This window comes from Chloroflexota bacterium (assembly GCA_026710945.1).
Taxonomy (GTDB): Bacteria; Chloroflexota; UBA11872; order VXOZ01; family VXOZ01; genus VXOZ01.
This window is the reverse complement of the sequence record JAPOQA010000001.1, coordinates 34,532-56,441: the sequence shown is the minus strand read 5'-3', so window position 1 is coordinate 56,441 and position 21,910 is coordinate 34,532. Positions and strand designations below refer to the sequence as shown.

Below are 21,910 nucleotides of genomic sequence, written 5' to 3'. Positions count from 1 at the left end.
CAGGCGGCAACGGTAATGGCAACTACTCCTACCGGGCAGGGGCTGATGGCCTCTTGGCAAGAGCTTGGCACAGTCGTTGAATGGAAGGCATTGCGTGAAGGTACCTATGCTCACTATGACCCCAACCGAGAGCGTATCGTGTTCAACCAGAGGTACTACCAGGAATTTAGCGTAGACCTTCTAGCAGCAGTGCTAGCACATGAAATCATCCATGCCTATCTCCATCAGGTTGCGCGCGAGGGAAGGCCACTCGCATCCAAAGAGGGGTGTGAGGCCGAGGAAGTGCTTGCGTATACAGTTGGCCTCGTATGGTGGTATGAACGCTTTGGCATAGCCGGAAAGCCAAATCCCAATCAGCTTGACCAAGGGCAGAACCACATGCTGGAGATCTGGTTGAAAGCTGCTGCCTCACAGGTGCAAGCCGGTCTCTCCGAGGAAGAAGCAACTGCAGCCGTGCTCGCGCTTATCCGTAAGGAAGCAGAAGGCACACACCACATAGGGTACTGTGACACTTACCCCAGCGTAAAACGGGATTAGGGAGATGTTGGGATCTACTGAGAAGTGCCTACGATCCCTTAGGCTTGTCATAGTTTCCTCAGCGCTGCTCCACGCGGTAGATCGTCACACGTTCGTTGGCGTAGACTGGCGTAATTCCCAAGTCGCCCATCAGGTCGAATTTCCCCAGGCCTGGGCCCGTGTAGTAGGCGCGTTCCAGGTCTCCCAGGTAGATGTAGTCCACGTTGTATTGCCGCAGCAGCCGCAAAGCCAGGCCGTAGTCCGCGGTCTCGTAGATCGTCTGGACGTCCACCCTGCGTTGCTCGATCATGGGGCGGTATTCCCAGCGCTGGAGCCATTCATGCGAGTCCCAACCCAGCACCGTGGGCAGGCCGGTGTGAATGGCGACGCGCGCGCCCCAGCGGAAGTAGGGGATGGTCGCTTCCAACATCGTGGGTGTACCTTCGATATTGTCTTGCAGCCAGCGGATTGCTTCCGCATCCCACTTGAGCGGTATTTCGCGGTCCTGATCGTGGATCACCGCCTGCTCCATGAACGCCGCGCCGTCCAGGGTGACGAGGTCCGGTACCAGGCGGTGCTGACCGCGGCTCGGAATCGCCGAGAGCGGGTAAAGCAGGGCCAGTAAGACGAGCAGTGCGCCCACCGGCAGGAGGATGCGCCGCAAGTGGATCTGCTGCCAGAGGTACGGCAGCATGGCAGCCGCTACGAGTGCCAGCAGAGTCCAGGCTTGGAGATAGAACTTGAAGACGGTGTTCATGCGCCCCACGTCGCCGTCAATGGCGAGGAATTCAGGGATAATGCCCAGCAGCGCCGCCAGCGCTACCATACCGGCCAGCAGTCGAGTGGGTCGCGCCGCTTGGGGGCGCAATGCCACGAGGAGCGCCAACACAAGGGCAGTCTGAAGCAAGAGGACGATCGGCCGCTGCCAGAGCACACTTGCAAGCGCAATCTGAAGTACGAGCAAAGTGCCTAAGACGCGGATGTCGTACGCTGAGCGCAAGTGGAGCAACTCCCGCACCAAGAAAGCGGCGACGAAAAAGAGCAGCACGCCGTGGATCACGAGATACTGCCACAGCGGGGTTTGGAATTCAGTGCCGTTCACGCCGAGGAAAAACGACTGGTAGTGGTCGAGATACGGTGCAAAGGCGATGCGACCGACGAGATATAGTCCGATACCCGCTGCGCCGAGGCGCACCCATGCCGGTATCTCCAACCGGATCAGACCGCGACGTTCGACCAGCACCACCGCGCCGCCGAGGAGCAAAGCGTAGGTAGGATAGTCCCACGTATTCGCGGTACGGAGAAAGCCCAGCACGAACCCACCGAGAAGCAACAGCGGTAACGTGGGAAAGCGCAGCAGCGGACGCAGCCAATTGACCGGAGCCGGGCCGGTGATCTGCGCTTCGTACGCAGGTCTATTCCGGTAGCTCAAGACTAAGGCCAAAGCGACCACCGGCGCCACCATGGTGAACGGAAGCGCCAGCACGTGGGGATGCAGGTCGCCGTAGAGGAAGCTGAAGAAGGGAAATTCGTGAATGGCGCCTTCGATCAGCCGCGTGCTGAGCCAGTAGTCAAAGCCGGGTGGCGGCTCGCCCCGCAGTAGGTTGACCAGGGTTTGTCCCAGCCATGCGCCGCCTGTGGGTAAGTGGTCGGGAGTATCAATCGCCGCTAGTTTCCGAAACCACTGCAGGGCGGCTTCCAAGTTGCCTAGCAACGCTACGAAGACGATTCCGCCAACTCCCGCGAGCAGCCGCATGCCGCGCGTGGCGTGACGCCATACCGTAGTCCCAAACGTGTATACGTTTGCCGCCAGAAGGGCGGCAATCAGCGGCACGACCAGGTTGTACGCCACCGACGGTACGATTCCGAGCAAGCGAATCAAGGAGCTGAAAACCTGGTGCCCCATGTAGTAATAGTTGACATAACCGCCCGCGAACCACGGGTCGTACGGCGGATACGCTCCGGCTTTGATGAGAGCATTCACGTGGGCAAAGTCCATCGGTTTCTCGCCGCCGTAGTGCTGATGCCAGAGATCGGGATTCGTCAGGCGCACCCAAAGGAAGAACACAAAGACGCCGGTAAAGACCGCTTCGCCAATCAAGATCTCCGCGCGTTGCTTTTTCAAGAAGTGAATGAATCGCTTCCAGGTGCGGCTAAGCACCCAGGCGCTGGCCAGTCCAATCACGGCGATGGCAAGCAACGTGCCGGCGCGTCCGGTTGCGGGCAAACCGTTGCTTACCAGCAACCAGGGAATGTACGCGCTGAAGAGAAGACCGATGCTCTTCGCCAGCAGATAGCCGCGATCGGGCACCATGGGAAAGATACGCCACAGCAAGGGCCAGGTTATCCAACCCAGGAGCAGAATCGCCAGCCACCACACCAGCCACGGCACAGCGTTGACGATGCTGTTGCGGTCGAAGTACGCCGACCACGTGCCGCGCTCTTTGAGGCCCTCCTGCTGCGCCGCAGTAAGTAAGAGGCCGTTATACGCAAGTTGCCCCGGTGTGAGGGCTTGAGGCAAGGTCGAAAGGTGCGGTGAGAGCACTGCTCTCACCCGTTCCGGATCAAAGCCGGCGGTCTTCACGAAGACATGGACCGTCGGATGGTCGAAAACAATGAACTGCTCTTCCGCTTGACTGTCGTCAATTTCCCAGCCGAAGAGACTGGGAAAATGGGTGAAGGTCCGCAGGGGTGCAAAGCCAAGCGTACCCGCGAAGATCTGACGATAGTACTGTGCCGTCATGGGATAGCGCGCCGGAAGCTGCCGGATGACGCCGTGGGTGCGGTTACTGCTGATGACAACGTAGTCCGCTTGAGTCAAGGCGTGGACCATCTCCTCCAGTTTTTCGCTCGTGTCCGGGGCGAAGACGGGAAGCTGAACATATTGAAATTGGCCGGGTGTGCCCACCTGCTCGGAGAGCCGCAGCGGGAGCGCGTCATCCCAGTGTTCTGCTGCGAGCACTGCGCCGGCTGGGACGTTCCGATAGATCCATTCGCTGGCGCGTACGCGGGCCACCGGCTCGGTGTAGATTCGTGTGTAGGCAAATGCCCAGGCAAATGCACCCATCAGCACGACGACTGTAAGTCCCAGGCCGGCGTAAGGCAGCCATCGGCTGCGCCGTGCGGCTCTGTCTCTGCGGGCAAACCTTGCCAGCGGGCCGATGCGTTGCAGCCAGGCGTGTACATTGCCCTGCGAGAGATTGCAGGCGAACCAGCAGAGGAATACGCCGCCAAGTACGGCAAATGCCGGATAGACCGGCAGAAAGTAGCGCCCCGGTTTGGCGAATTGAGCGGCCTGGTAGCCGTAGTGCACAATCACCCACACGACAACAGGCGCGAAAACAAGGTTTTTGTGCCGTAGTATGCGCCAGATGCCCCAGAGCAACCCCAGCCACGCAACTGCCGCGAGCGCCCACCCCATTTCCCAGCGAAACATTTGTTCGAGAGGAAACAACGGGTAGTTGGCCGTAGCCCAGCTAAACGACGGCGGAAAGTCTGCCTCTCCCCCCGCCAAGTAGCGCAAAGTCTCGATGTCCTGAGTATAGCGCGGATTGAGCCGTGGGTCCCATGGGGAAGCAGATGCGAAGACGTATGGCAAGAAGAGGCGGAGCGTAGCATACACCAGCACACCGCCCAACAGCAGATGGCCGCTGAGACGCGCCAGCAGACGTCCGGTCAGGGCCAAGGCCGGTGATTGCGTTTCCCGCCAGGCACGCAACATGAATGCAACGCCGATCGGAACGGCAAGCGTCGCTACGCCAAGCTTGCTTGCCAGGGCCATGCCGGCAATGACGCTGACACCGACGAGGTTGTACCATCGGCCATCTTCTTGCCAGCGGAGCGCCCACCAGAGCGCAAACGTAGCGAAGAATGTTACCCACGTGTCGGCAGTATAGAAGTGAGCTTGCTGGATCGCCTGCACCGCGCAGGCGTAGAGAGCGGCGGCCAATGCTCCTCCCCAGCGGCCGCTCAGACGGCGAGCAATGAGGAAGACTAGCAAAATAATGAGGACATCCAAAGTGGCCGTGAGGAAGCGACCGACGAGGTGAATGCCGTCGTAGGCATCTTTGTCCACAATGCCGGCCGCGGCCTTGGTGACGAACATAGGCAGCGTGCCGTAGACGAAGGAGCCAACGCCCTGGTTGTATGGATTGAGGGGCGAGGTCTCCGTATCGAAGTACTGCAAGGGAGATCCCGGCCACTGCACCTGCGCCGTCGTAATGGTGATATGGCGTTCATCCGGATGGAGGTGCGTGCTGGCATCCCAGTCCAGGCCGGTGAACCGAAACCACGCGCCGACCAACAGCGCTGTGGCGAGAAGCAGCCACGGTCCGAATCGCCATATACCATAGATTCCCAGGCTAAACACATCTCCGGCGAGCGCGCGGTCGGAGCGGCGCTGGCTCCTGGATGCAGTTTCGGATGTGCCAGGGCTACTCATTCCACTTGCAACTCTTGGCGTGACCCTTGGGAAGCAGCCGGCGGCTCGAATTTGCGGTCGTCCTCGACAACCCTGTTCGTGCGATATAGCTCTTCGTGCAAGTCTATGGTGCGCTCGTAGTCGAAAACATGGGCGATCTCGTGGGGTGACTGCGTGTAGCGGCCGGGGTCTTCTAGCACTGCCAGCAACGCCGCGGCCAGAGCATCGCTGTCACCTGGCGGCACAATGCGTCCCATGCCGGTGAGGCGCACCGGTTGGCGACAGCCGGGAAGATCGGACGCGACGACCGGTGTGCCACACAGCATGGCTTCAACCTGCACGATGCCAAATGACTCCATCGGGCTTGTGCTCGGAAGCGCCAGAACAGCACACGCCGCGTAAAAGCAGGCAAGCGACTTCCCTTCCAGATGTCCCAGTAGCACAACTCGATCCCCCAGTGCGTCAAGTTGAGGACGCAAACGGGCGTAGTAGCTTTCACCAACGACATTGCGGTAGTCACCTGCAATCACCAGACGTGCGTGCGGCACGCGGCATTGCACTTTAGCTAGGGCGTCGAAAAGCACATGGAGGCCTTTCTGCTCGGCAAAGCGACCGGCAAACCCTATGAGCGTTCCGTCAAGATCATGTTGCAGGCGAAAGGCAGCGATGTCTGCCTCAGTTGGGGCGGCTACCGTGACCGGCGGGTGAATAACCAGTGCCTTTCTGAGTAAGGGGGAAAGGAGGTACGAGTGTCGAGCAAAGTCCCACGTGTAGGAACACAGCCAGTCAGCGTGCCGCGCCGCAACGCGCTGCATCACGTTGACCGCGGCACTCGCGAGCCGGTTGACAACCCCCGCAGGCAAATGAAGATCGGTATGGACTGTGAGGATAAGCGGTTTGCGCCTGCGATTCATGATGGCCGCATATGCAGCTTCAAAAAAGGGGAGGTGGATGTGAATTACATCGTGCTCCTGCAAGTACGCGCCCAGAACACCAAAGAACGCGGGCATCACCGGCCCTTTGCTGACGCGAAAGAGTACTGGAAGCCGTACGATGCGAACGCCCTCCAACAACTCCTCCGCACTCAGCGCAGAGTCGTGACGGGAGGTAAGCACTGTAACCGTATGGCCGCGCTGAGCCAGCTCCCGAGCGACGCGGTGCATGTAGGCGGTAATGCCACTGCTGTGCGGCAGATAATACGTAGTGAGATATAGGATGCGCATGGCGGACTTCCTACATGCACGCGCTCGACGGTAGGAGTTTGGCGTACATGTGACATCTCGTGGCAGGAATTGAAGTTGCGCGGCAGTTTGAAATGCGCCTCTGCAAAACGTAGCATTGCCCTGCGAGCGCACGAAGAACGACGTAGGCTAGACTGTATTCTGTGATAGCTTGTATGCTACTACGATTCGGTGCACCTCGCTACGTTGAGAAACAGCCACGGCGCGGTATGCCGCCGGCCGGGGTGGTGCCGCGCCGATGCGCATTGCGAGCTGGACGTAGGAGAACTTCAGTCACAGGCACGTCCTTAGCGCAGATGTCTTTGTGAGGGAAAAACTGGGATAGTCAAGCATGACACCTTCTCTTGACGAGTCCATTGCCGGATACTTGGCACGTGAAATCGACCCTGCGTTTGCCGCAAGAGCCGCGATGATCCTGCGCCATCTTCAACCCGCCGGCAGTGGCCACATTCTCGACGTCGGCTGCGGTCGTGGATTCTATGTGAAAGCTCTCAACACGCTCTATCCCCAGGCCGGTGTAATCGGCATAGATTTCAACGCAGACTACGTCGCCGCGGCCAAGGTGCAGACACAGAATACAGCCGTAGATCTCGGCCGTGCGGACGCTTGCGCACTGCCATTCGGAGCGGGTGCGATTGATGCGGTTGTGTGCTCCGAAGTGCTGGAACATATCGTCGAAGACGGGGCTGCGCTTGCGGAATTACATCGTGTGCTCGGCGATAGCGGACTGCTACTCATCTCGGTACCTCACGCGAAGTATCCATTCCTGTGGGACCCATTGAATTGGATTCTCGAACGCGCTTTTGGCACGCACGTGCCTGCGCATATTTGGTGGCTTGCCGGCATTTGGGCGGATCACGTGCGGCTCTATTCGGCGGAAGAGATTACTCGCAGCGTTCGTGCGGCCGGGTTTGTGATCGAGGAGTTGTGGTTTACAACGCCGCGATGCCTGCCGTTTGCCCACTTCTTGCTATACGGTATCGGCAAGAACATCATTGAAAGAGGATTCTGCACATCGTGCAATCGGTTCGGTCAAGAAGAGAAGAACTCTCGCTGGATTTCCTGGGTGCGGCGTCTGGTAAACGCGTTTGACGATCCACAGCCGATTCGCACTGAGAGTTCTCCCTCCGTGGGCATCGTTATCAAAGCGCGTAAAGGGAGAAAAGAGGCGGTGAGCGCCTGCAAATGAGCCTTATCTGCATTGAGACGGGCATTTGCCCAATGACAGCTACGTCTACCGGATGGATACGCGTACGACCCAAGTCCGCCAAGGTGGGTTGTGCTGCAAGGGATGCGAGCACTCGCCAAACTAGGATGGGGATGTGGGAGCGGGATCAGGCGCAAGTATTCGTTCCCTGATTGAGCCAACTTCCAACACCCCAAAGCGCTTCAGCAGAGTGAATTCCAGCTCCACTCCGCCGAAGCGGGAGGTGGTCCAACGCATGAGATACGTGTCCGGCTCCAGGGTGCCTTGCCAGGTGGCTAACGTTGCTTCCTCATCCACCGCCAGTCGCCCTATCGGTAGTTCTGCGAAGCGTGCGAGCAACTGCTCCGAGCTATTGAACACCTCACCGCGGCCGTCGATTTCTTCGTCATCGGTATAGAGTCGCTCTCCCACATTCCGCACCACAATCGTTATGTGCGTTGCCCCTTGCGTATCGAGACGCACACTGCTGCTAAACGCCAAACGAGGACCTTCGCTATCGCCGAGCGAACAGCCGGTCAGGAACACGCACACGAGTGACAAAGCACCCAGAGTCGTGAGAATGACCTTGAAACTGCGCCTATGCCGCACGTACGTGTCCCTCCCGGAAGCGAAATGTGTCAGTCGCGCCTCGTGTGGAGCAATTGCCTCATTGCGTCACGATTGGCAAGAGTTCTTGGCTGAGGTCACGGGGTCCCATTACGGCGAGTTTTGCGGCGTTGGAAGGGAAGAGTCGCTTAGCCACGCGCTGGATATCGTCCACGGTCACCGCCTCGATGCGGGCAACGGCTTCATCAGGCGTGATGAGTTCCCCGTGGAGAAGCTCGCGCACGCCGCCCCAACCGGCCACACTTTGCGTGCTTTCCAAGCCGAGCAGGAGGTGTCCTTTTGTAAACTCCTTCGCTTTCCGCAGCTCCGTCTCCGGCACGGGCTCAAGCAGACCGTGTACTTGGTCCATGATGCAGCGCAGGGCATCCGCTGCATGATCGGGATCAACGCCGCCATAGATGGTAAAGATGCCGGTGTCGAGTTGGTGGCGCGGGTAGGAGCCGACGCTATAGGCCAGACCGCGCTTTTCTCTGACCTCCAGGAATAGGCGTGAGCTCATGCCCTCACCCAGTATGGTATTGAGCAGGCCCAGCGCATACCGGTCTTCATCGAACATCGAGAGGCTCGGGAAGGAAAGCAGCATGGTCATCTGCTCGACGGATTCTCGCGCTTCGCCGATGGCATTGGGTCCTGCATCGGTTTCAGTCCAGGGCAGGTAGTCCCCCGGCGCGCCGTTCGTCCAAGCGCTGTAGAGGCGTTCGGCATCGGCCACCACCTGCTCGTGGGTGATGTTGCCCGCTACTGCCAGCACGGTATTCTCCGGACTATACATGCGGCCGCGGTAATCGTGGATCATCTCCGGCGTAATGGCTTGCACGGTTTCGGCGCTGCCGCCAATATCTCTGCCCAGGGGGTGCCCCGGCCAGCAGATCTGATCGCTCAGGATGCTGACCCAACTGCGGGGATCGTCATGATACATGCGCAGTTCTTCCAAGATGACGCCTTGCTCGCGCTTCAGTTCTTCATGCTCGAGCAGCGGGTTCAGGAAGATGTCGGCGAGCAAGTCCATCGCCAATGTGTAGTGCGGCTGGGCCACGCGGCACCAGTAGTCGACGATTTCCTTATCCGTGCTGGCGTTCATCGATCCGCCAACACCCTCGATGGACTCACTGACTATCTGCGCCGTCGGCCAACCTTTGCTGCCTTTGAAGAGCATGTGCTCAAACACATGGGCGATGCCGGCTTCAGGGTCGCGCTCATAGCGAGACCCGGCACGCACAAGCACGATCACCGAGACCGAGCGCGTGTGCGGAAGTGTGGCGGAGACTACGCGCATACCGTTTGCCAAGGCAGTCTTATCGAACATAGACAAGCAATCCTTCGTCTTTCAGTTTCACGAAACGAAATCTCAATTGGTGTCGCACCTGACACTGATTCCCATCAAGACCCATTGTACTCTACCCTGTGATTCTGCACGTGCTGGCCGCGATACGACGCCTCGCGCGCCCGACTACGAGACGAATCGCACGAGTGATTGCTTTACACTCCGTTTTCAAACATGCTATCGTTGAGTTTGAGCGATACTACAATTAATGAAGTATCGCAACCGCGTTGTGTTGCTTGAATGGCACGACGCGTTGCAGGGGATGAGGCTCTGGACTTCTACCAATAAGACTTTTGCGCTTTTTTCACCAGAAGGGCGGGGACTTCCCCCTCTCCCTGGGGAGAGGGCCGAAGTGAGGGGTTGCCAGGTGTCGATAGTGTAGGCATTCAGGTGCCTGACGGAGCTACGTGGCAGCTTCACTCAGACAGAGGATTAGGGCGAGTTCCATGCAATCCCGCTCGCTTGGTTGAACTACGTAAAGAACTCAAAACAGGCTGCATCACACTAACGCAGGACATTCGGCACAATCAAGAAACTGAGAGAGAGGCATTAAGGCATGGCTGTGAATGGGACTCCGCAAACCGACGACCTGGTAAACGCACTGCGCGTGGTGCAGGACCCCGATCTGCATAAAGACATCGTTACACTGAACATGGTGCGGGAAATGACCTTCGAGAAGGGCACGGCGGCCTTTCAGTTGGTACTGACTACCCCCGCCTGCCCCATGAAGGAGCACCTGGAAAACGAGTGCCGGAAGGCGCTTTTGGGCGTGCCCGGCGTACAGGCCGTGGAGATCGATACGCGGTCGGAAGTGGCCAAGCGCCTGGCCCCTGAGTCGGCGGAATTCTTGACGGATGTAAAGAATGTGCTCTTCGTTGCCAGCGGCAAGGGCGGCGTGGGCAAGTCCACCACCGCCGTGAATCTGGCAATTGCGCTGGCGCAGACCGGCGCGGAGGTTGGTCTGCTGGATGCCGACGTCTACGGCCCGAATATTCCCATGATGATGGGATCGCAGGCGCAACTGCGCGGCGCGGGCAGCAAGGTGATCCCCGCTGAGGCTTACGGCATTACGCTCATGTCGGCCGGTTTCGTCATCAAGCCGGAGCAGGCCATGATCTGGCGCGGGCCTATCGTCCATCGCCTACTCACGCAATTTCTTGGCGACGTCCACTGGGGCGAGCGCGACTACCTGGTGGTCGACCTGCCGCCCGGCACCGGCGACGCCCCCCTCAGCCTGGCGCAGTCCATTCCCGGCGCGGGCGCGGTGATCGTCTGCACGCCGCAGGACGTAGCTCTGGCCGACGCCCGCAAAGCCATCGGCATGTTCCAACAACTGCGCGTGCCCATCCTGGGCATCGTGGAGAACATGAGCTACTTCCTCTGCCCCCACTGCGACGAACGTACGGAAATCTTCAGCCACGGCGGCGCGCGCCAGGCGGCGGAAGCCATGGGCGTGCCCTTCCTCGGCGAGGTGCCCCTGAACGTGGCCATCCGCGAGGGCGGCGATGAAGGCAAACCCATCGCAGCCACGCAACCGGACTCACCCCTGGCCGCCATCTACCGCGACGTAGCAGGAGCAGTAGCCCAACAAATCAGCATCGCCGGCCAAGAGGGTGTAGTAATCAACTAGCGGTATACAGACTGGCTACTTTTCTTCAGTGTGATGGCAACTCAGAGCAGGCTGACACAGGCCAGCCATGAGTATGCTATACCGTATAGTCGGGGCGCAAGTGCGTACATTACAGAGAATAACTCCTACCCCCGAACAACTCAGAATATTGACTGATGCTCAACCGGGCTTCCGACTGATTCGAGGTGCTGCAGGTAGCGGCAAAACTACCGCAGCGTTGCTTCGCCTCCGACAGCTATGCAATTCGCGTCGGAATCGACGTGCGCGCTTAGGTTCTATAGATCCTGTGCGAGTTCTGGTACTAACATTCAATCGAACATTGAGAGGGTACATTAGTGAGCTCGCAGCAGAGCAGGTCGACATTTTGGATGACATCGTCCTCGATGTTGAGACTTTTGGGTATTGGGCGAGGAGTCTTCTTGAGGAACCAAACATCCTAAAGGACGACGGACGTCAGTGGATATGTTCCTTACTGAGAGAGGCAGGTGTTCCTTTTGAAAATCAGGAATACTTCTACGATGAGGTCAAGTACGTCCAGGGCAGGTTCCCGCTTGGACACCGAGACAGGTATCTAAATGCAACGAGGTCTGGACGTGGAAGAGCGCCAGCGGTCCCTCGAGAACTTCGTCACAAGATTTTGGACCAAGTTATTGCTCCGTATGAAATAATGAAAGCAGAGAAAGGCACGGTCGATTGGAATGACGTTGCGCTAAAGGCCGCGAGAGTGCCTTGTCAAGGTTATGACATTGTGGTTGTCGATGAAACGCAGGATCTTTCCGCAAACCAGATCCGCACCATCTTGGCGCACTTGAATGAAGATCACGTGACCACATTCATAATTGATACTGCGCAACGAATCTATGCCCAAGGCTTCCAGTGGGGAGAACTAGGCATTGATATGAGGAGGCAAGGGATGGCCTTTAGGCTTGCTCGCAATCATCGTAACACGGCGGAGATCGCACGGCTTGCTTCTTCACTTGTTTCAGACTTACCACCAGACGCTGACGGTGTTGTTCCAGACGAGGAGTCCTGCCAGATGTCTGACATACGCCCCCGAGTAGTGGTGGGCAAGTATAGCGCGCAGATTGACTACATGCTTGATCAGGTGCAACCTTTTCTCCACACTAGCGAAACCATCGCAATTCTCCAGCCTTGGGGCGGGGGCTGGTTCGACTGCCTAAGAAATACATTGGGAAAGCGGAATATTCGATATTGCGAGCTAACTCGAAACCCAGAGTGGCCGACGGGGCCGGAACTGGTTGCGTTGTCTATGATCCATTCGGCGAAAGGCCTTGAATTCGATCATGTTCTATTGCCTGGACTGAGCAACGAGGTTACACCACACGGCAATGAGGATGGGGACGGCACACTCGAGTCACTACGTAGATTGGTAGCAATGGGAGTGGGGCGTGCGAGAAAGACTGTCATGTTGGGCTATAAGCCGGGTGAGCGCTCTTCAGTGTTCGACTACATTGATTCTGAGACTTACGATCTCGTAAAGGTCTAGAGTGGTATCTGAACGAGACTGCATTCCGGCTCGGCCTAGAACTGTGGAAGAGATCGATCGTCTTCCGGGTTGCCCGGCTATCGCAGTAGCTGCGGAACGTCGTAGGATCAGCCAGGTGGTTCACTTCACTACAACGACAGGCGCAGTTGGGATCATAGCCGCAGAGGCAGTCAAGAGCCGAAAACGGGTGTCCAGCGACAAATACCTTGAGCACGTCTATCAACCGAATGCAGCTCATCGAAAAGACCCGGAATGGCTTGACTATGTTAATCTCTCAGTAGAGCGCATCAATAACTGGATGTTTAGTCATTCAACGAAATGGCACCCTGTGGAGCACAACCCTTGGGTCATTCTATCGTTTCGCCCTTGTGTTCTTACCCACCCTGGCGTTGTGTTTACTACGACCAACAACATATATCCTGCCTGTAAACGTGCGGAGGGCTTAGCTGGATTCTCCTTAATGTTCACGGACACGGTACTCGGTCGCTATGATGAGCGTCACAGTCGCACCGACGGCATGTTGGCAGCTTGGCCCACTGACCGACAAGCTGAAGTCCTATACCCGGGTGAACTGTCTTGCGATCATCTACAGCAAATTGATGTACAGCTAGAACGGTCTCTGGAGGATATTGAAGGGGCTTTGGGAGTCCTAGGTCTAGACGTTCCAGTATGTCTTGCACCGGAGGTGTTCGAATGACTGAACCACGGTTGTTTGATGACGGTGTAAAGCTGAGTGGGAGGGGGGGGTCAAGCCACACCCAAGACGAAGAGTCCAGTGCCATCAGCCATTCTGAAAGAGTTCAACGATCTGCGCTCTGGGCAGCATACGGTGACGCTCTTGGCTGGATTAGCGAGTTGACGGACAAGAGAGGACTTGAGAGGCGCACGGCGGGTCAGCCTCTTTGCCAACCCATCGAGTGGAAGCGGCGGATAGGGGGCCGCGTAGGTGTCACTGCTAACCTTCCGAAAGGGTGTTATTCGGATGATTCGCAGTTGCGGCTAGCTACCGGCAGATCTATCCGCGCAGACGGCTTTGACGTAGAGGCCTTTTCCAAAGTTGAACTCCCGGTTTGGTTAAGCTATGCGCTTGGAGGAGGCAAGTCCACGAGTGCCGCAGCTTCGAACCTTGCCCGGCCACGGGTACAGTGGTTCGCCAACACTTACAAAGGGTGGACTGACTCCGGGGGCAACGGCGCCGCGATGCGCATTCAGCCGCACGTTTGGGCTGCGCACGCTCTCAATGATCCGACAACTTTCCTGCCAGACGTTGTACGCAATGCCATTTGTACTCACTCTCACCCGGACGGGATGATGGGTGCGGTTCTTCACGCATTAGCACTTGCCCATGCGCTGAACGCTGGAGACTACCCGACATCTGACGACCTTATGGATGCTTTAGAAGTTGCTGCCAAGATACCCGCGATGATTCAGGGCGACATGGAGATTGGGCAGTACTGGCGAGGATCATTTGAGCACAAGTCCGGCGCATTTGCCGATGCCTGGACACGGGCGATCGACAGTTGCCGGAACACGATTCAAGTTACTGCTGATACGGAAAAGCAGACTGGCTCTGAGCGATACGACGCTCTCGTAGATCGCTTGGACCTTGCCGACCCGGCGCGGCGCGGAAGCGGAATGCTAACAGCAGTGGCAGCAGTAGGCTTAACCTGGTGCGAGCCACAACCCGAAGCAGCATTGCGAATTGCCGCCAACGCCATTGGTACTGACACCGATACGATCGCAACCATGGCTGGCGCTATTCTTGGCGTGAATGCTGAAACGGATCCACCTGTTGAAGTTCTGGATTCTGCACTCTTTAGGTCAGAGGCCGAACGGCTATCTGCAATCGCGAATGGCAAAACACCAAAGGATTATCAGTATCCAGACCTACTCCACTGGGTCGCGCCGAAAACACGCGCAGATGCTTTGGTCCACTTGGATAATGGCGACCTGCACGTTGTCGGCTTGGGGAATGCTAAAGCGGTCAAAGAACCCATACCGTCATCGGTGGATGGCTTTGAGTGGCAGTGGGTCAAGCTTGAGATTGGTCAAACCTTGCTCATCAAACACCGCAAGCATCTCGCGAGCAAAGGGGGTAAGTTCGGCAGCCTCCCGGTCAAACAACCTGAGAAGTCATCTCAGCCGATTGCAAAGGACCTTATTCAGATTACTGAGAGCGTGCAACGCGCAGACGACGGCCCTTCGCGTGTGGCACATCCTTCCCAGTATCCACCGAAGGATCGTTCGCAACAGTCAGAGCGTCAACCAGATATCGAAGCCATGATTGACTATCTTGAGAAGCATAAGTACGCAGACGAGGATGTCGGTCGAGCGATTCGCCGAGTGACCAAGAAGTGTTCTACCGCTCAGATCGCAGTATTTTTGGGAGTGTTGATAGACCGACTTCGTGAACTCCCTGCCCCCCCCCCGCCTAAACAGAAAAAATGAACTCAACTGCAAGCGTCCGACTATGGTGGTTAGCCCCAACGGTATCGTATATACAGGGCGTACTGGCACGGAGTGTGCGGGTTGCTGGGCATATGTTTCAGGATTGAGGCCATAGACTAAGGGCTCATTGCCCTTTCTACTTGCCAGGCAAGGTCTAAGAGGGTGTTTCCAAAGGGTGTCATGAAGGAGCTAGGCGACGGATCATAAGATGAATCATAGCTATGTGTACCCAAGCCTCGGTTGTCTCGGTCAGGGCTTCGTAATCCTTGCTCAACCGACGAGAGCGTCCGAGCCATGCCAATGTTCGCTCAACGACCCATCTTCGCGGCAACACCTCAAAATGATGCCTGTCTCTCGGACGCCTCACAATCTCCAAGACCCAGCCCGATAAGGACATCACCCAATCAACCAATTGACCAGCGTAACCAGCGTCCGCCCAGATCAATCGCAGGTACGGAAACCTTCCTACCAGCTTATTGATGACCAACTTTGCACCATCTCGGTCCTGAATGTCAGCTGGGTGGACCACGACGGCCAGCAACAGCCCTATCGTGTCCACGGCGATGTGACGCTTGCGACCCATCACCTTCTTACCAGCATCATAGCCGCGAGGCCCCCTTTTTCCGTCGTCTTTACAGACTGGCTAGCTATGATCGCTGCGCTGGGGGACGGGCTTCTGCCCTCTGATTGTCGGACGTTGGGACGCAATGCCTCGTGGACTCCTTCCCAAGTTCCGTCCAGCGTCCATCTGCGAAAGTATTTGTACACTGTCTGCCAGGGTGGGAGATCGTGTGGAAGCATACGCCACGGGCATCCGGTACGCAGAACATACACGATGCCATTGACTATCTCTCGTATATCGACTGTGCGTGGCCGTCCTCCAGGCTTGGCGGGCGGGAGTAAGGGAAGCAGAATGTCCCACTCTTGGTCGGTAAGGTCGCTGGGGTATGGTTTGCGTTTCATACATCAAGTCTAATACAACTCTAATACTTTGGAAACACCCTCTAAGAGACCGTGTCGTGCTTTTCGGTTAGGGGAGCGGCTCACTCGGGGTCTTGCCGGTTTGGTCGATGGCGATCGCAATGGCCTCAATTGCATTGGGAGGATCGATGGGGTAGTGCTCGTCCTCGTAGCGTTCGACTTGGCTGACAAGTGAATCGAGTTCGACTCGATGGGGGTGATTCGGATCCGTTTCCTGCCCCTGTGGCCCTGACAGGGCGTCCATGAGTTCGGAAATCCGGGCCAAAGCTGCGTCGTATTCAGCCTCGCTGCTAATTGTTTCGGTCTTATTCATGGTTAGATTTCCTCCGCGTTGATACGGTCATACGCGGCATGGGTGCCGATAAACCGTACGTATACCACGCGACCGGGGTAGAACACTTTCACCACAAGCCGATAGTCGTTGTGTTTGATCCTAAACACTATGCGATAGTTGGGAAGGATGCTTGCGTCTGGAAAGTGCTCCTTCACCTGTGCTGGCGTCTTCCAATCTAGCTTCTTGACCTTTTTGTGCCAATCGCGCAAAGGGTCTGCTGCACTTGAGTGGCGCTCCCAAAACTCCCTGAGCGTCCTTTTAGATACAATACGCACAACGCGTGGTCAAGACTCCCTTTTGGTCAATTATACACTCCGCGCATATAGCGACATATTCTTCAAATACCTCTTTGGTCACCTTGCCTCTGCCCCATGCGCTCGTCTCGTTTCGGTACGTGGTAGCGGCTTGTGCGACGTGACCTCAGGAAACCTTGTCGTGCTCTTTGGTAAGGGAGGCCAGGTCAGTCGGAGCCTTGCCGGTTTGGTCCATATGGTATTCCATAGCCACACTAGGGCTTGGTGGATCAATCGGGTAGTGCTCCGCTGCATAGACTTGGACTAGGTCAACGAGCATCTCAAGCTCGTCGCCCTCAGGCGTGTCTTCTTCTGCGTGGAATAACTCACGAATCCTAGCAAGCGCAACTTGGTATTCCTGTTCCGTGCGTATGGGATCGGGGTTTGCCATCCTTAGACCTCCTGGACGTCTATGCGGTCGTAGTCCGAGTGCGAACCGATGAAGCGGATGTCAACTAACTTGCGATTGTAGTCGATTTCTACTACCACTCGATAGCGATTGCCCATGATTCTGAAAGCGGCGCAATTCTTGCCAACTAAACTTGCTCTGCCATGGAGTTTCTTCAGTTTGGCGGGTGTGCCCCAAGCTTCGTTTCGCGCTCGGTCATACCAAGCTTCTAGTTGCTGCCTGGCACTAGCGTGGCGCTTTAGGGACTCAAAGAGGTATTCCAGGTTGATGATACGCACAATGTGAACTCAGTGCTCCCGTCCATTGCAAGTATACACCCTCCCTGTCGCAGGATACCTTGAGAATTTCTTGCCGAGTCCACGGGCTTAGTAAGCAAGTTAGCTGATGCGAGCGCAAATACAGGCAAGACTCAAGCAGCAGGACAACCTTGGTCAGCACAATCCAATACGCTTGATGTTTGCGGAGACTTGGCTGGTCTCCGCTAGCTCGCGCCGGATTTGCCGAGAAAGACTTGGGTGAGGATGTCGGTTTCGCGGATGGTGTCGGGGGTGCCGGTGAAGACGACGCGGCCCTTATCGAGGACGTAGGCGCGGTCGACGATGTCGAGCACGCCTTTGATGTTGTGCTCCACGATCATGATGGTCGTCTTGAGCCGCTCGCTGATCTCGGAAACGCGCTCGAAGACCTCTTTGACCACGATGGGCGCCAGGCCGAGGGTGGGTTCATCGAGCAGGAGCACGTCGGGACCGGCCATGAGGCCGCGGCCCAGGGCGAGCATTTGCTGCTGTCCGCCGGACATCGCGCTGGCGAGGTCGCGGCGCTTGCTCTCCAAGATTGGGAAAATGCGCATCACTGACTCGAGACGGCGCTGTTTCTCCGCCTTGTCTTTCAAGTGGAGGCAGCCCATTTCCAGGTTCTCCTGGATGGTGAGATGCGTGAAGACGCGCCGGCCCTGTGGCACGAATGCAATGCCTTCTTTCACGATCTCGTGGGTCTTTGCCGCCAGCCGTTCCCGCCGCCACAGGACTTCACCCGAAACCACGGGCGCCAGCCCCATAACAGCCTTGAGCACCGTGGACTTGCCGGCGCCGTTAGGGCCCATCACGGCCACGACTTCGCCTCTGCGCACCCCCAGCGAAACGTCATCGAGCGCGACCACGGCGCCGTAGTGCACGGAGATGCCGGAGAGCTCGAGAATGGGCGCGTCGTTCGTGATGGTACCGGCAGCAGGCGGATTGGGGTCCTGCGCCTGGGCTGTCTCTTGTGGAGTATCCATTGTGAAGTCCTAGCTCGAGTTTCTCGCGATTTGAGTTTGCGGCGTGTGTTATAGCAATCTGAAAGTGCTCTGGAGTATTCCCCTCACCCCGGCCCTCTCCCCGAGGAGAGGGGGCAGGAGTGGTTCCTGATTAGTAGGTTGTGGGGGTGCCCATTGTGTTGTCCTTAGTCGAGATTCTCGCGGATTGAGTTTGCGGCGTGTGCTTTTGCAATTTGAAAGTGCTCTGGAGTTTTCCCCTCACCCCGGCCCTCTCCCAGTGGGAGAGGGGGCAGGAGTGGTTTCTGTTCAGTAGGCCGTGTCAGGTGTTTTTTTACACCTAGAGTATTCCTGCATTGGATTCAGTCAGGGAATAGGTATCTGCCTGTAGCTTCAGTTCATCCCCAGCGGGAGCTTTCTAGCACACTCGTCGCTTGAGTTCACGCTCCCAAGTAGGCTTCGATCACCTTCGGGCGGCTCAATACCTCGTCCACTGCTCCTTCCGCAAGCAGGCTGCCGCTATCCAGGATAATAAGGTGATCGGACAGCTCACGCACGATATCCATATTGTGGGAAATGAAGACGATGGTATCGCCCTGTTCACGCATGCGGTTCATGATTTCCTTCACCTTCTCCACCATCTCGGGGAAGAGGCCGGCAAAGGGCTCGTCGAAGAGGTAGATATCGGCCTCCATAGCCATAGCGCGGCCGATTTCCAATAGCTTGCGCTGACCGTAGGAAAGATTCATGGCCAGGGCATCCCGCTTATCCCAGAGGCCGACGTTCTCCAAGATGCCGCGCACCTTATCCCGTTGCGCGGGCTTTACGCGCTCCAGCAGCGCGCGAAAGGGTCCGCGTTCGGACAGCACCACCATGATGTTGTTCCACACGGTGACCTGGTCGAAGAGTCGCACTTCCTGGAACGTGCGGGTCAAGCCGAAGGCGGGGTTGTCGTGGGCTTTTACCACCTTCAGGCTGGTGCCGGCTACAATGACGATGCCTCCGTCCAGCGGCAGCACGCCGCTCAGGAGGTTTACCAACGTGGACTTTCCCGATCCATTCGGCCCGGCGATGCTGGTCAGGCCCCGCTTGGGAATGGAAATAGAAAGTTTCCGCACGGCCCGCACGGCGCCAAAATTCTTGGAAATGCTATCCGTCTGAATGACATACGGATCGTCGATCTGTTCAGCACCGGGTCTCATAGCTTATACCTCCCAACCAAGCCCTGAGGCCGGAAGAGCATCAACAGCACTAACAGTATGCCCAGCACGACCAGTCGCGCTTGGCCGACGTGAATAGTGGGCAGGAACGGCAGAAAGCGCATGCCCTCTTCTAGAAGCACAAAGGCCATGGCACCGAGAAGCGAACCCCATATGGTGGCCAGCCCACCAAGAATCACGATAGCGACCAGCAGCATTGATTCAAGCAAAATGAATGAATTCGGGTCTACAAACGTTGTCCAGCTTGCAAAGAGCCCGCCGGCCAGACCTGCCATCATGGCCGATATTGTCCATACCGCGAGCTTATAGTGGGTAGTTCGGAAGCCAAATACCGCAATCGCCTCCTCGTCCTCGCGGATGGCGGTGAGCACGCGACCGAACGAGGAGGTCACGATGAGCCAGGAAAGCAGCACGACGATCGCGAGAATCGCGAGGGCGAATATGAGGAATCCTAATTCGTCGTCAAGCGCCCAGCCGCCTACCGCCGGCCGGGCAATTTCGTGAATGCCGAACGCTCCACGCGTGAGCCCCCGCCAATTCAAGAAGATGTTAAAGCTGATAATGGCAAATCCAAATGAAACGAGCACGTAGATATCGTCTCGGAAGCGATTGAACACCACGCCCACTGCAATGGCGATTATCCCGGCGAGCAGTACGCCCACAGGCAGCGCCGCGAAGAAGGGCCAGCCAAACGTGGGGATGGCCTCGGTGCGCAGTTGTTCGTACTCAGCTCGCGAGGTGAGGATCGCCACGGTGTACGCGCCGATACCGAAGAAGCCAACGTGGCCCACCGAGAGCAAGCCGGTAAACCCCACGACGAGGTTCAGGCTGACGCTGAGTATCGCCCAGATGGCAAAGACGGTGCCCACCGTAATGGCAAACCCTACCCCTTGCCACAGCATGAAACCAAGCGCCCAGGCGATAATGAGCAAATTTGCCCACAGTTCCAAGTTGCCCTTGGCGGATGCCAGGAGTGCCTGGGAATTGCCAAGAAGCCGCGTGGGCTTGCTGCTGCTCTCTGCGTTTGTCTGCATGCGCCTACTTTCTCGGCAGAAGGCCCGTGGGCCAGAAGGAAAGGAAGAGAATCAGGAGTAAGAAGGAGATGACGTCTCTCCACTCTCCCGCTAAGTCCCAGATGCCGAACTGCTCGATCATGCCCAGCACGAACCCGCCAACAATGGCGCCTTGCAGGTTGCCGATACCGCCGACCACAGAGGCGATCCAGCCTTTCAAGAGGAGCAATAATCCCATTCTGGGCTGAATGGCTGTGTCATGGCCGCTCAGCAGTCCGGCCATGGCGGCATAGATTGCGCCGATGAAGAAGACGACGGCAATGACCGTGGTAGTATTAATGCCCACCACTTTCGAGACTTCTTCATCATCGCCAATTGCACGCACTGCCTTGCCGAAGGCGGTCTGCTTGAGTAGAAATTGCAGAAACAAGAAGCCCACGAGCGCCACACCCACGGTGAAGACGTTGAAGCCTTTGATAGTGGCCCCGGCGATGGCCAACGGATCGTTGCCAAGCGCCTCCGGCAGTGGGCGCGGCGTGCTTTCGAAGACAATGCTCGTGAGTGCCGTGATTGCCAGCAGGATACCGAGCGACGCGACCAGCATTATAAGGGGCGACCGCGACCGCTCTCGCATGTATACGTATAGCCCCCGATAGAAGGCAAGACCGACGATGCCCGCCAGAAAGCAAGAGAGCCCCCAACTCAAGTAGAGCTTAGAATCGGGAGTGGTGGCGATGAGATAGCCGCAGTATGCTCCCAGAGCCGCCGCCACGAGGCCGGTAATGCTCACGAGCCCCAGCAATACGCGGCCGGCGCAAACTCCCTGCAAGACCTGGTACAGAGACCAGGTGAAAGCCACGGCTACACCGATTGCAATCACCGGACTTAGGGTGAGGTGCAGGTCTTTGGGAAACGAAAGTACATAGCCCGTATAGACGCCTGCTCCTGCCGCCACGAGGCCCAGGATGGCGCGCAGGACGATTGGGCTAAAACGCGCACGGAAGCGTGGGTACAGGCTCTCGTAGAGGGCCCAGGCCACGACACCGGCGGTCACCGCGGCGAACAGGACATTCACGAATACGTTGTTTACTGCGTAGAGCCCGCCGAGGGTCTCTTGCGACCGCAGGTAGAAGACGCCGTACGCGCCGAGCGCAGCCGCCGCGCCATAGTAGAGATCGAAGAACCAGACCGTGCTGTAGACCAGGGTAAACCCCATGGCGAGTATGGCGTATACGGCTCCAACGGACAAGCCGTTGAACGCGAACTGCACGGCCTGATCGGGCGACTGGCTTATCTTCCAGCCGACGTAGGCCGCAGCGGCTGCGGTGAGCACGATTGCCAGGAGGTTATTCAGGCTGACACGTTGTGCAATCAAGTGCGTTCTCTCTCAGCAGGATATACGTAGGCGTAGTGGCCACGCGGGACCTGACATGCCGTTCTCTGCCGAAGGCTCCTTTACAAGCCGTTGGAGTGCCTTGCGTGCCATGACGATGTCGAATCCATTGGTCA

Annotated in this window: 18 protein-coding genes; 5 read left to right on the top strand and 13 right to left on the bottom strand. The window is 57.4% G+C overall.

Annotated elements, in window-relative coordinates; translation table 11 throughout:
• The coding region (locus tag OXE05_00245) for a hypothetical protein (protein MCY4435748.1) at positions 1 to 537 on the top strand (537 nt) is incomplete at its 5' end.
• A gap of 58 nt (positions 538 to 595) precedes the next feature.
• Here the strand turns inward: OXE05_00245 and OXE05_00240 are convergent.
• Both OXE05_00240 and OXE05_00235 read right to left on the bottom strand, forming a co-directional pair.
• Entirely contained in the window at positions 596 to 4,957 is a 4,362-nt protein-coding gene (locus OXE05_00240; protein ID MCY4435747.1) for a DUF2298 domain-containing protein, read from the bottom strand.
• On the bottom strand, positions 4,954 to 6,159 hold the full coding sequence (locus tag OXE05_00235; GenBank protein ID MCY4435746.1) for a glycosyltransferase family 4 protein: 1,206 nt from the start codon (positions 6,157 to 6,159) through the stop codon (positions 4,954 to 4,956). Before OXE05_00235 ends, OXE05_00240 begins: the two co-directional genes overlap by 4 nt.
• Before the next feature lie 349 nt (positions 6,160 to 6,508).
• On the opposite strand from OXE05_00235, the gene OXE05_00230 reads away from it, so the two are divergent.
• The gene (locus OXE05_00230) at positions 6,509 to 7,366 is read left to right on the top strand and encodes a class I SAM-dependent methyltransferase (protein MCY4435745.1); all 858 of its coding nucleotides are present in this window, start codon (positions 6,509 to 6,511) and stop codon (positions 7,364 to 7,366) included.
• 120 nt (positions 7,367 to 7,486) lie between these two features.
• Here OXE05_00230 and OXE05_00225 read toward each other — a convergent pair whose 3' ends face one another.
• Both OXE05_00225 and OXE05_00220 read right to left on the bottom strand, forming a co-directional pair.
• A complete protein-coding gene (locus OXE05_00225) occupies positions 7,487 to 7,972 on the bottom strand; it encodes a hypothetical protein (protein MCY4435744.1) in 486 nt (161 codons plus the stop codon).
• Between the two features lie 58 nt (positions 7,973 to 8,030).
• Complete coding sequence (locus OXE05_00220; GenBank protein MCY4435743.1) at positions 8,031 to 9,296, bottom strand: pitrilysin family protein; 1,266 nt, start codon at positions 9,294 to 9,296, stop codon at positions 8,031 to 8,033.
• A 574-nt stretch (positions 9,297 to 9,870) separates the two neighbouring features.
• Here OXE05_00220 and OXE05_00215 point away from each other — a divergent pair.
• The 3 genes from OXE05_00215 to OXE05_00205 all read left to right on the top strand — a co-directional run bounded on the left by OXE05_00215 (position 9,871) and on the right by OXE05_00205 (position 14,899).
• The gene (locus OXE05_00215) at positions 9,871 to 10,944 is read left to right on the top strand and encodes an Mrp/NBP35 family ATP-binding protein (protein ID MCY4435742.1); all 1,074 of its coding nucleotides are present in this window, start codon (positions 9,871 to 9,873) and stop codon (positions 10,942 to 10,944) included.
• A gap of 73 nt (positions 10,945 to 11,017) precedes the next feature.
• Positions 11,018 to 12,451: an AAA family ATPase gene (locus OXE05_00210; protein ID MCY4435741.1), complete on the top strand. Its 1,434-nt coding sequence runs from the start codon at positions 11,018 to 11,020 to the stop codon at positions 12,449 to 12,451.
• A gap of 693 nt (positions 12,452 to 13,144) precedes the next feature.
• Positions 13,145 to 14,899, top strand: coding sequence for an ADP-ribosylglycohydrolase family protein (locus OXE05_00205; protein ID MCY4435740.1), 1,755 nt, complete (start codon positions 13,145 to 13,147; stop codon positions 14,897 to 14,899).
• A gap of 178 nt (positions 14,900 to 15,077) precedes the next feature.
• Here the strand turns inward: OXE05_00205 and OXE05_00200 are convergent.
• The 9 genes from OXE05_00200 to OXE05_00160 form a co-directional block, all read right to left on the bottom strand.
• Positions 15,078 to 15,862 (bottom strand): IS5 family transposase gene (locus OXE05_00200; protein ID MCY4435739.1). Its coding sequence is split into 2 segments (ribosomal slippage): positions 15,078 to 15,511 and positions 15,511 to 15,862, totalling 786 coding nucleotides; the frame shifts between segments, so codons are not numbered across the junction.
• A 67-nt stretch (positions 15,863 to 15,929) separates the two neighbouring features.
• Positions 15,930 to 16,193, bottom strand: a complete 264-nt coding sequence (locus tag OXE05_00195) for a hypothetical protein (protein ID MCY4435738.1) — start codon at positions 16,191 to 16,193, stop codon at positions 15,930 to 15,932.
• 2 nt (positions 16,194 to 16,195) lie between these two features.
• Positions 16,196 to 16,489 (bottom strand): type II toxin-antitoxin system HigB family toxin, encoded by a 294-nt coding sequence (locus OXE05_00190; protein MCY4435737.1) that lies wholly within the window; start codon positions 16,487 to 16,489, stop codon positions 16,196 to 16,198.
• 145 nt (positions 16,490 to 16,634) lie between these two features.
• Positions 16,635 to 16,898, bottom strand: coding sequence for a hypothetical protein (locus tag OXE05_00185; GenBank protein ID MCY4435736.1), 264 nt, complete (start codon positions 16,896 to 16,898; stop codon positions 16,635 to 16,637).
• Between the two features lie 2 nt (positions 16,899 to 16,900).
• Complete coding sequence (locus OXE05_00180; GenBank protein ID MCY4435735.1) at positions 16,901 to 17,194, bottom strand: type II toxin-antitoxin system HigB family toxin; 294 nt, start codon at positions 17,192 to 17,194, stop codon at positions 16,901 to 16,903.
• A gap of 203 nt (positions 17,195 to 17,397) precedes the next feature.
• On the bottom strand, positions 17,398 to 18,192 hold the full coding sequence (locus tag OXE05_00175) for an ABC transporter ATP-binding protein (GenBank protein ID MCY4435734.1): 795 nt from the start codon (positions 18,190 to 18,192) through the stop codon (positions 17,398 to 17,400).
• Positions 18,193 to 18,608: 416 nt separating this feature from the next.
• Entirely contained in the window at positions 18,609 to 19,370 is a 762-nt protein-coding gene (locus tag OXE05_00170; protein MCY4435733.1) for an ATP-binding cassette domain-containing protein, read from the bottom strand.
• On the bottom strand, positions 19,367 to 20,422 hold the full coding sequence (locus tag OXE05_00165; protein ID MCY4435732.1) for a branched-chain amino acid ABC transporter permease: 1,056 nt from the start codon (positions 20,420 to 20,422) through the stop codon (positions 19,367 to 19,369). Before OXE05_00165 ends, OXE05_00170 begins: the two co-directional genes overlap by 4 nt.
• Before the next feature lie 4 nt (positions 20,423 to 20,426).
• On the bottom strand, positions 20,427 to 21,776 hold the full coding sequence (locus OXE05_00160; protein MCY4435731.1) for a branched-chain amino acid ABC transporter permease: 1,350 nt from the start codon (positions 21,774 to 21,776) through the stop codon (positions 20,427 to 20,429).
• Positions 21,777 to 21,910 lie beyond the last annotated feature (134 nt).

Bases quoted from the DNA above. Each gene is read 5' to 3' on its own strand.
- OXE05_00175 (MCY4435734.1), bottom strand. From the start codon at position 18,192: ATGGATACTCCACAAGAGACAGCCCAGGCGCAGGACCCCAATCCGCCT.
- OXE05_00195 (MCY4435738.1), bottom strand. From the start codon at position 16,193: ATGAATAAGACCGAAACAATTAGCAGCGAGGCTGAATACGACGCAGCT.
- OXE05_00220 (MCY4435743.1), bottom strand. From the start codon at position 9,296: ATGTTCGATAAGACTGCCTTGGCAAACGGTATGCGCGTAGTCTCCGCC.
- OXE05_00165 (MCY4435732.1), bottom strand. From the start codon at position 20,422: ATGCAGACAAACGCAGAGAGCAGCAGCAAGCCCACGCGGCTTCTTGGC.
- OXE05_00170 (MCY4435733.1), bottom strand. From the start codon at position 19,370: ATGAGACCCGGTGCTGAACAGATCGACGATCCGTATGTCATTCAGACG.
- OXE05_00215 (MCY4435742.1), top strand. From the start codon at position 9,871: ATGGCTGTGAATGGGACTCCGCAAACCGACGACCTGGTAAACGCACTG.
- OXE05_00240 (MCY4435747.1), bottom strand. From the start codon at position 4,957: ATGAGTAGCCCTGGCACATCCGAAACTGCATCCAGGAGCCAGCGCCGC.
- OXE05_00235 (MCY4435746.1), bottom strand. From the start codon at position 6,159: ATGCGCATCCTATATCTCACTACGTATTATCTGCCGCACAGCAGTGGC.
- OXE05_00205 (MCY4435740.1), top strand. From the start codon at position 13,145: ATGACTGAACCACGGTTGTTTGATGACGGTGTAAAGCTGAGTGGGAGG.
- OXE05_00210 (MCY4435741.1), top strand. From the start codon at position 11,018: ATGCTATACCGTATAGTCGGGGCGCAAGTGCGTACATTACAGAGAATA.
- OXE05_00230 (MCY4435745.1), top strand. From the start codon at position 6,509: ATGACACCTTCTCTTGACGAGTCCATTGCCGGATACTTGGCACGTGAA.
- OXE05_00185 (MCY4435736.1), bottom strand. From the start codon at position 16,898: ATGGCAAACCCCGATCCCATACGCACGGAACAGGAATACCAAGTTGCG.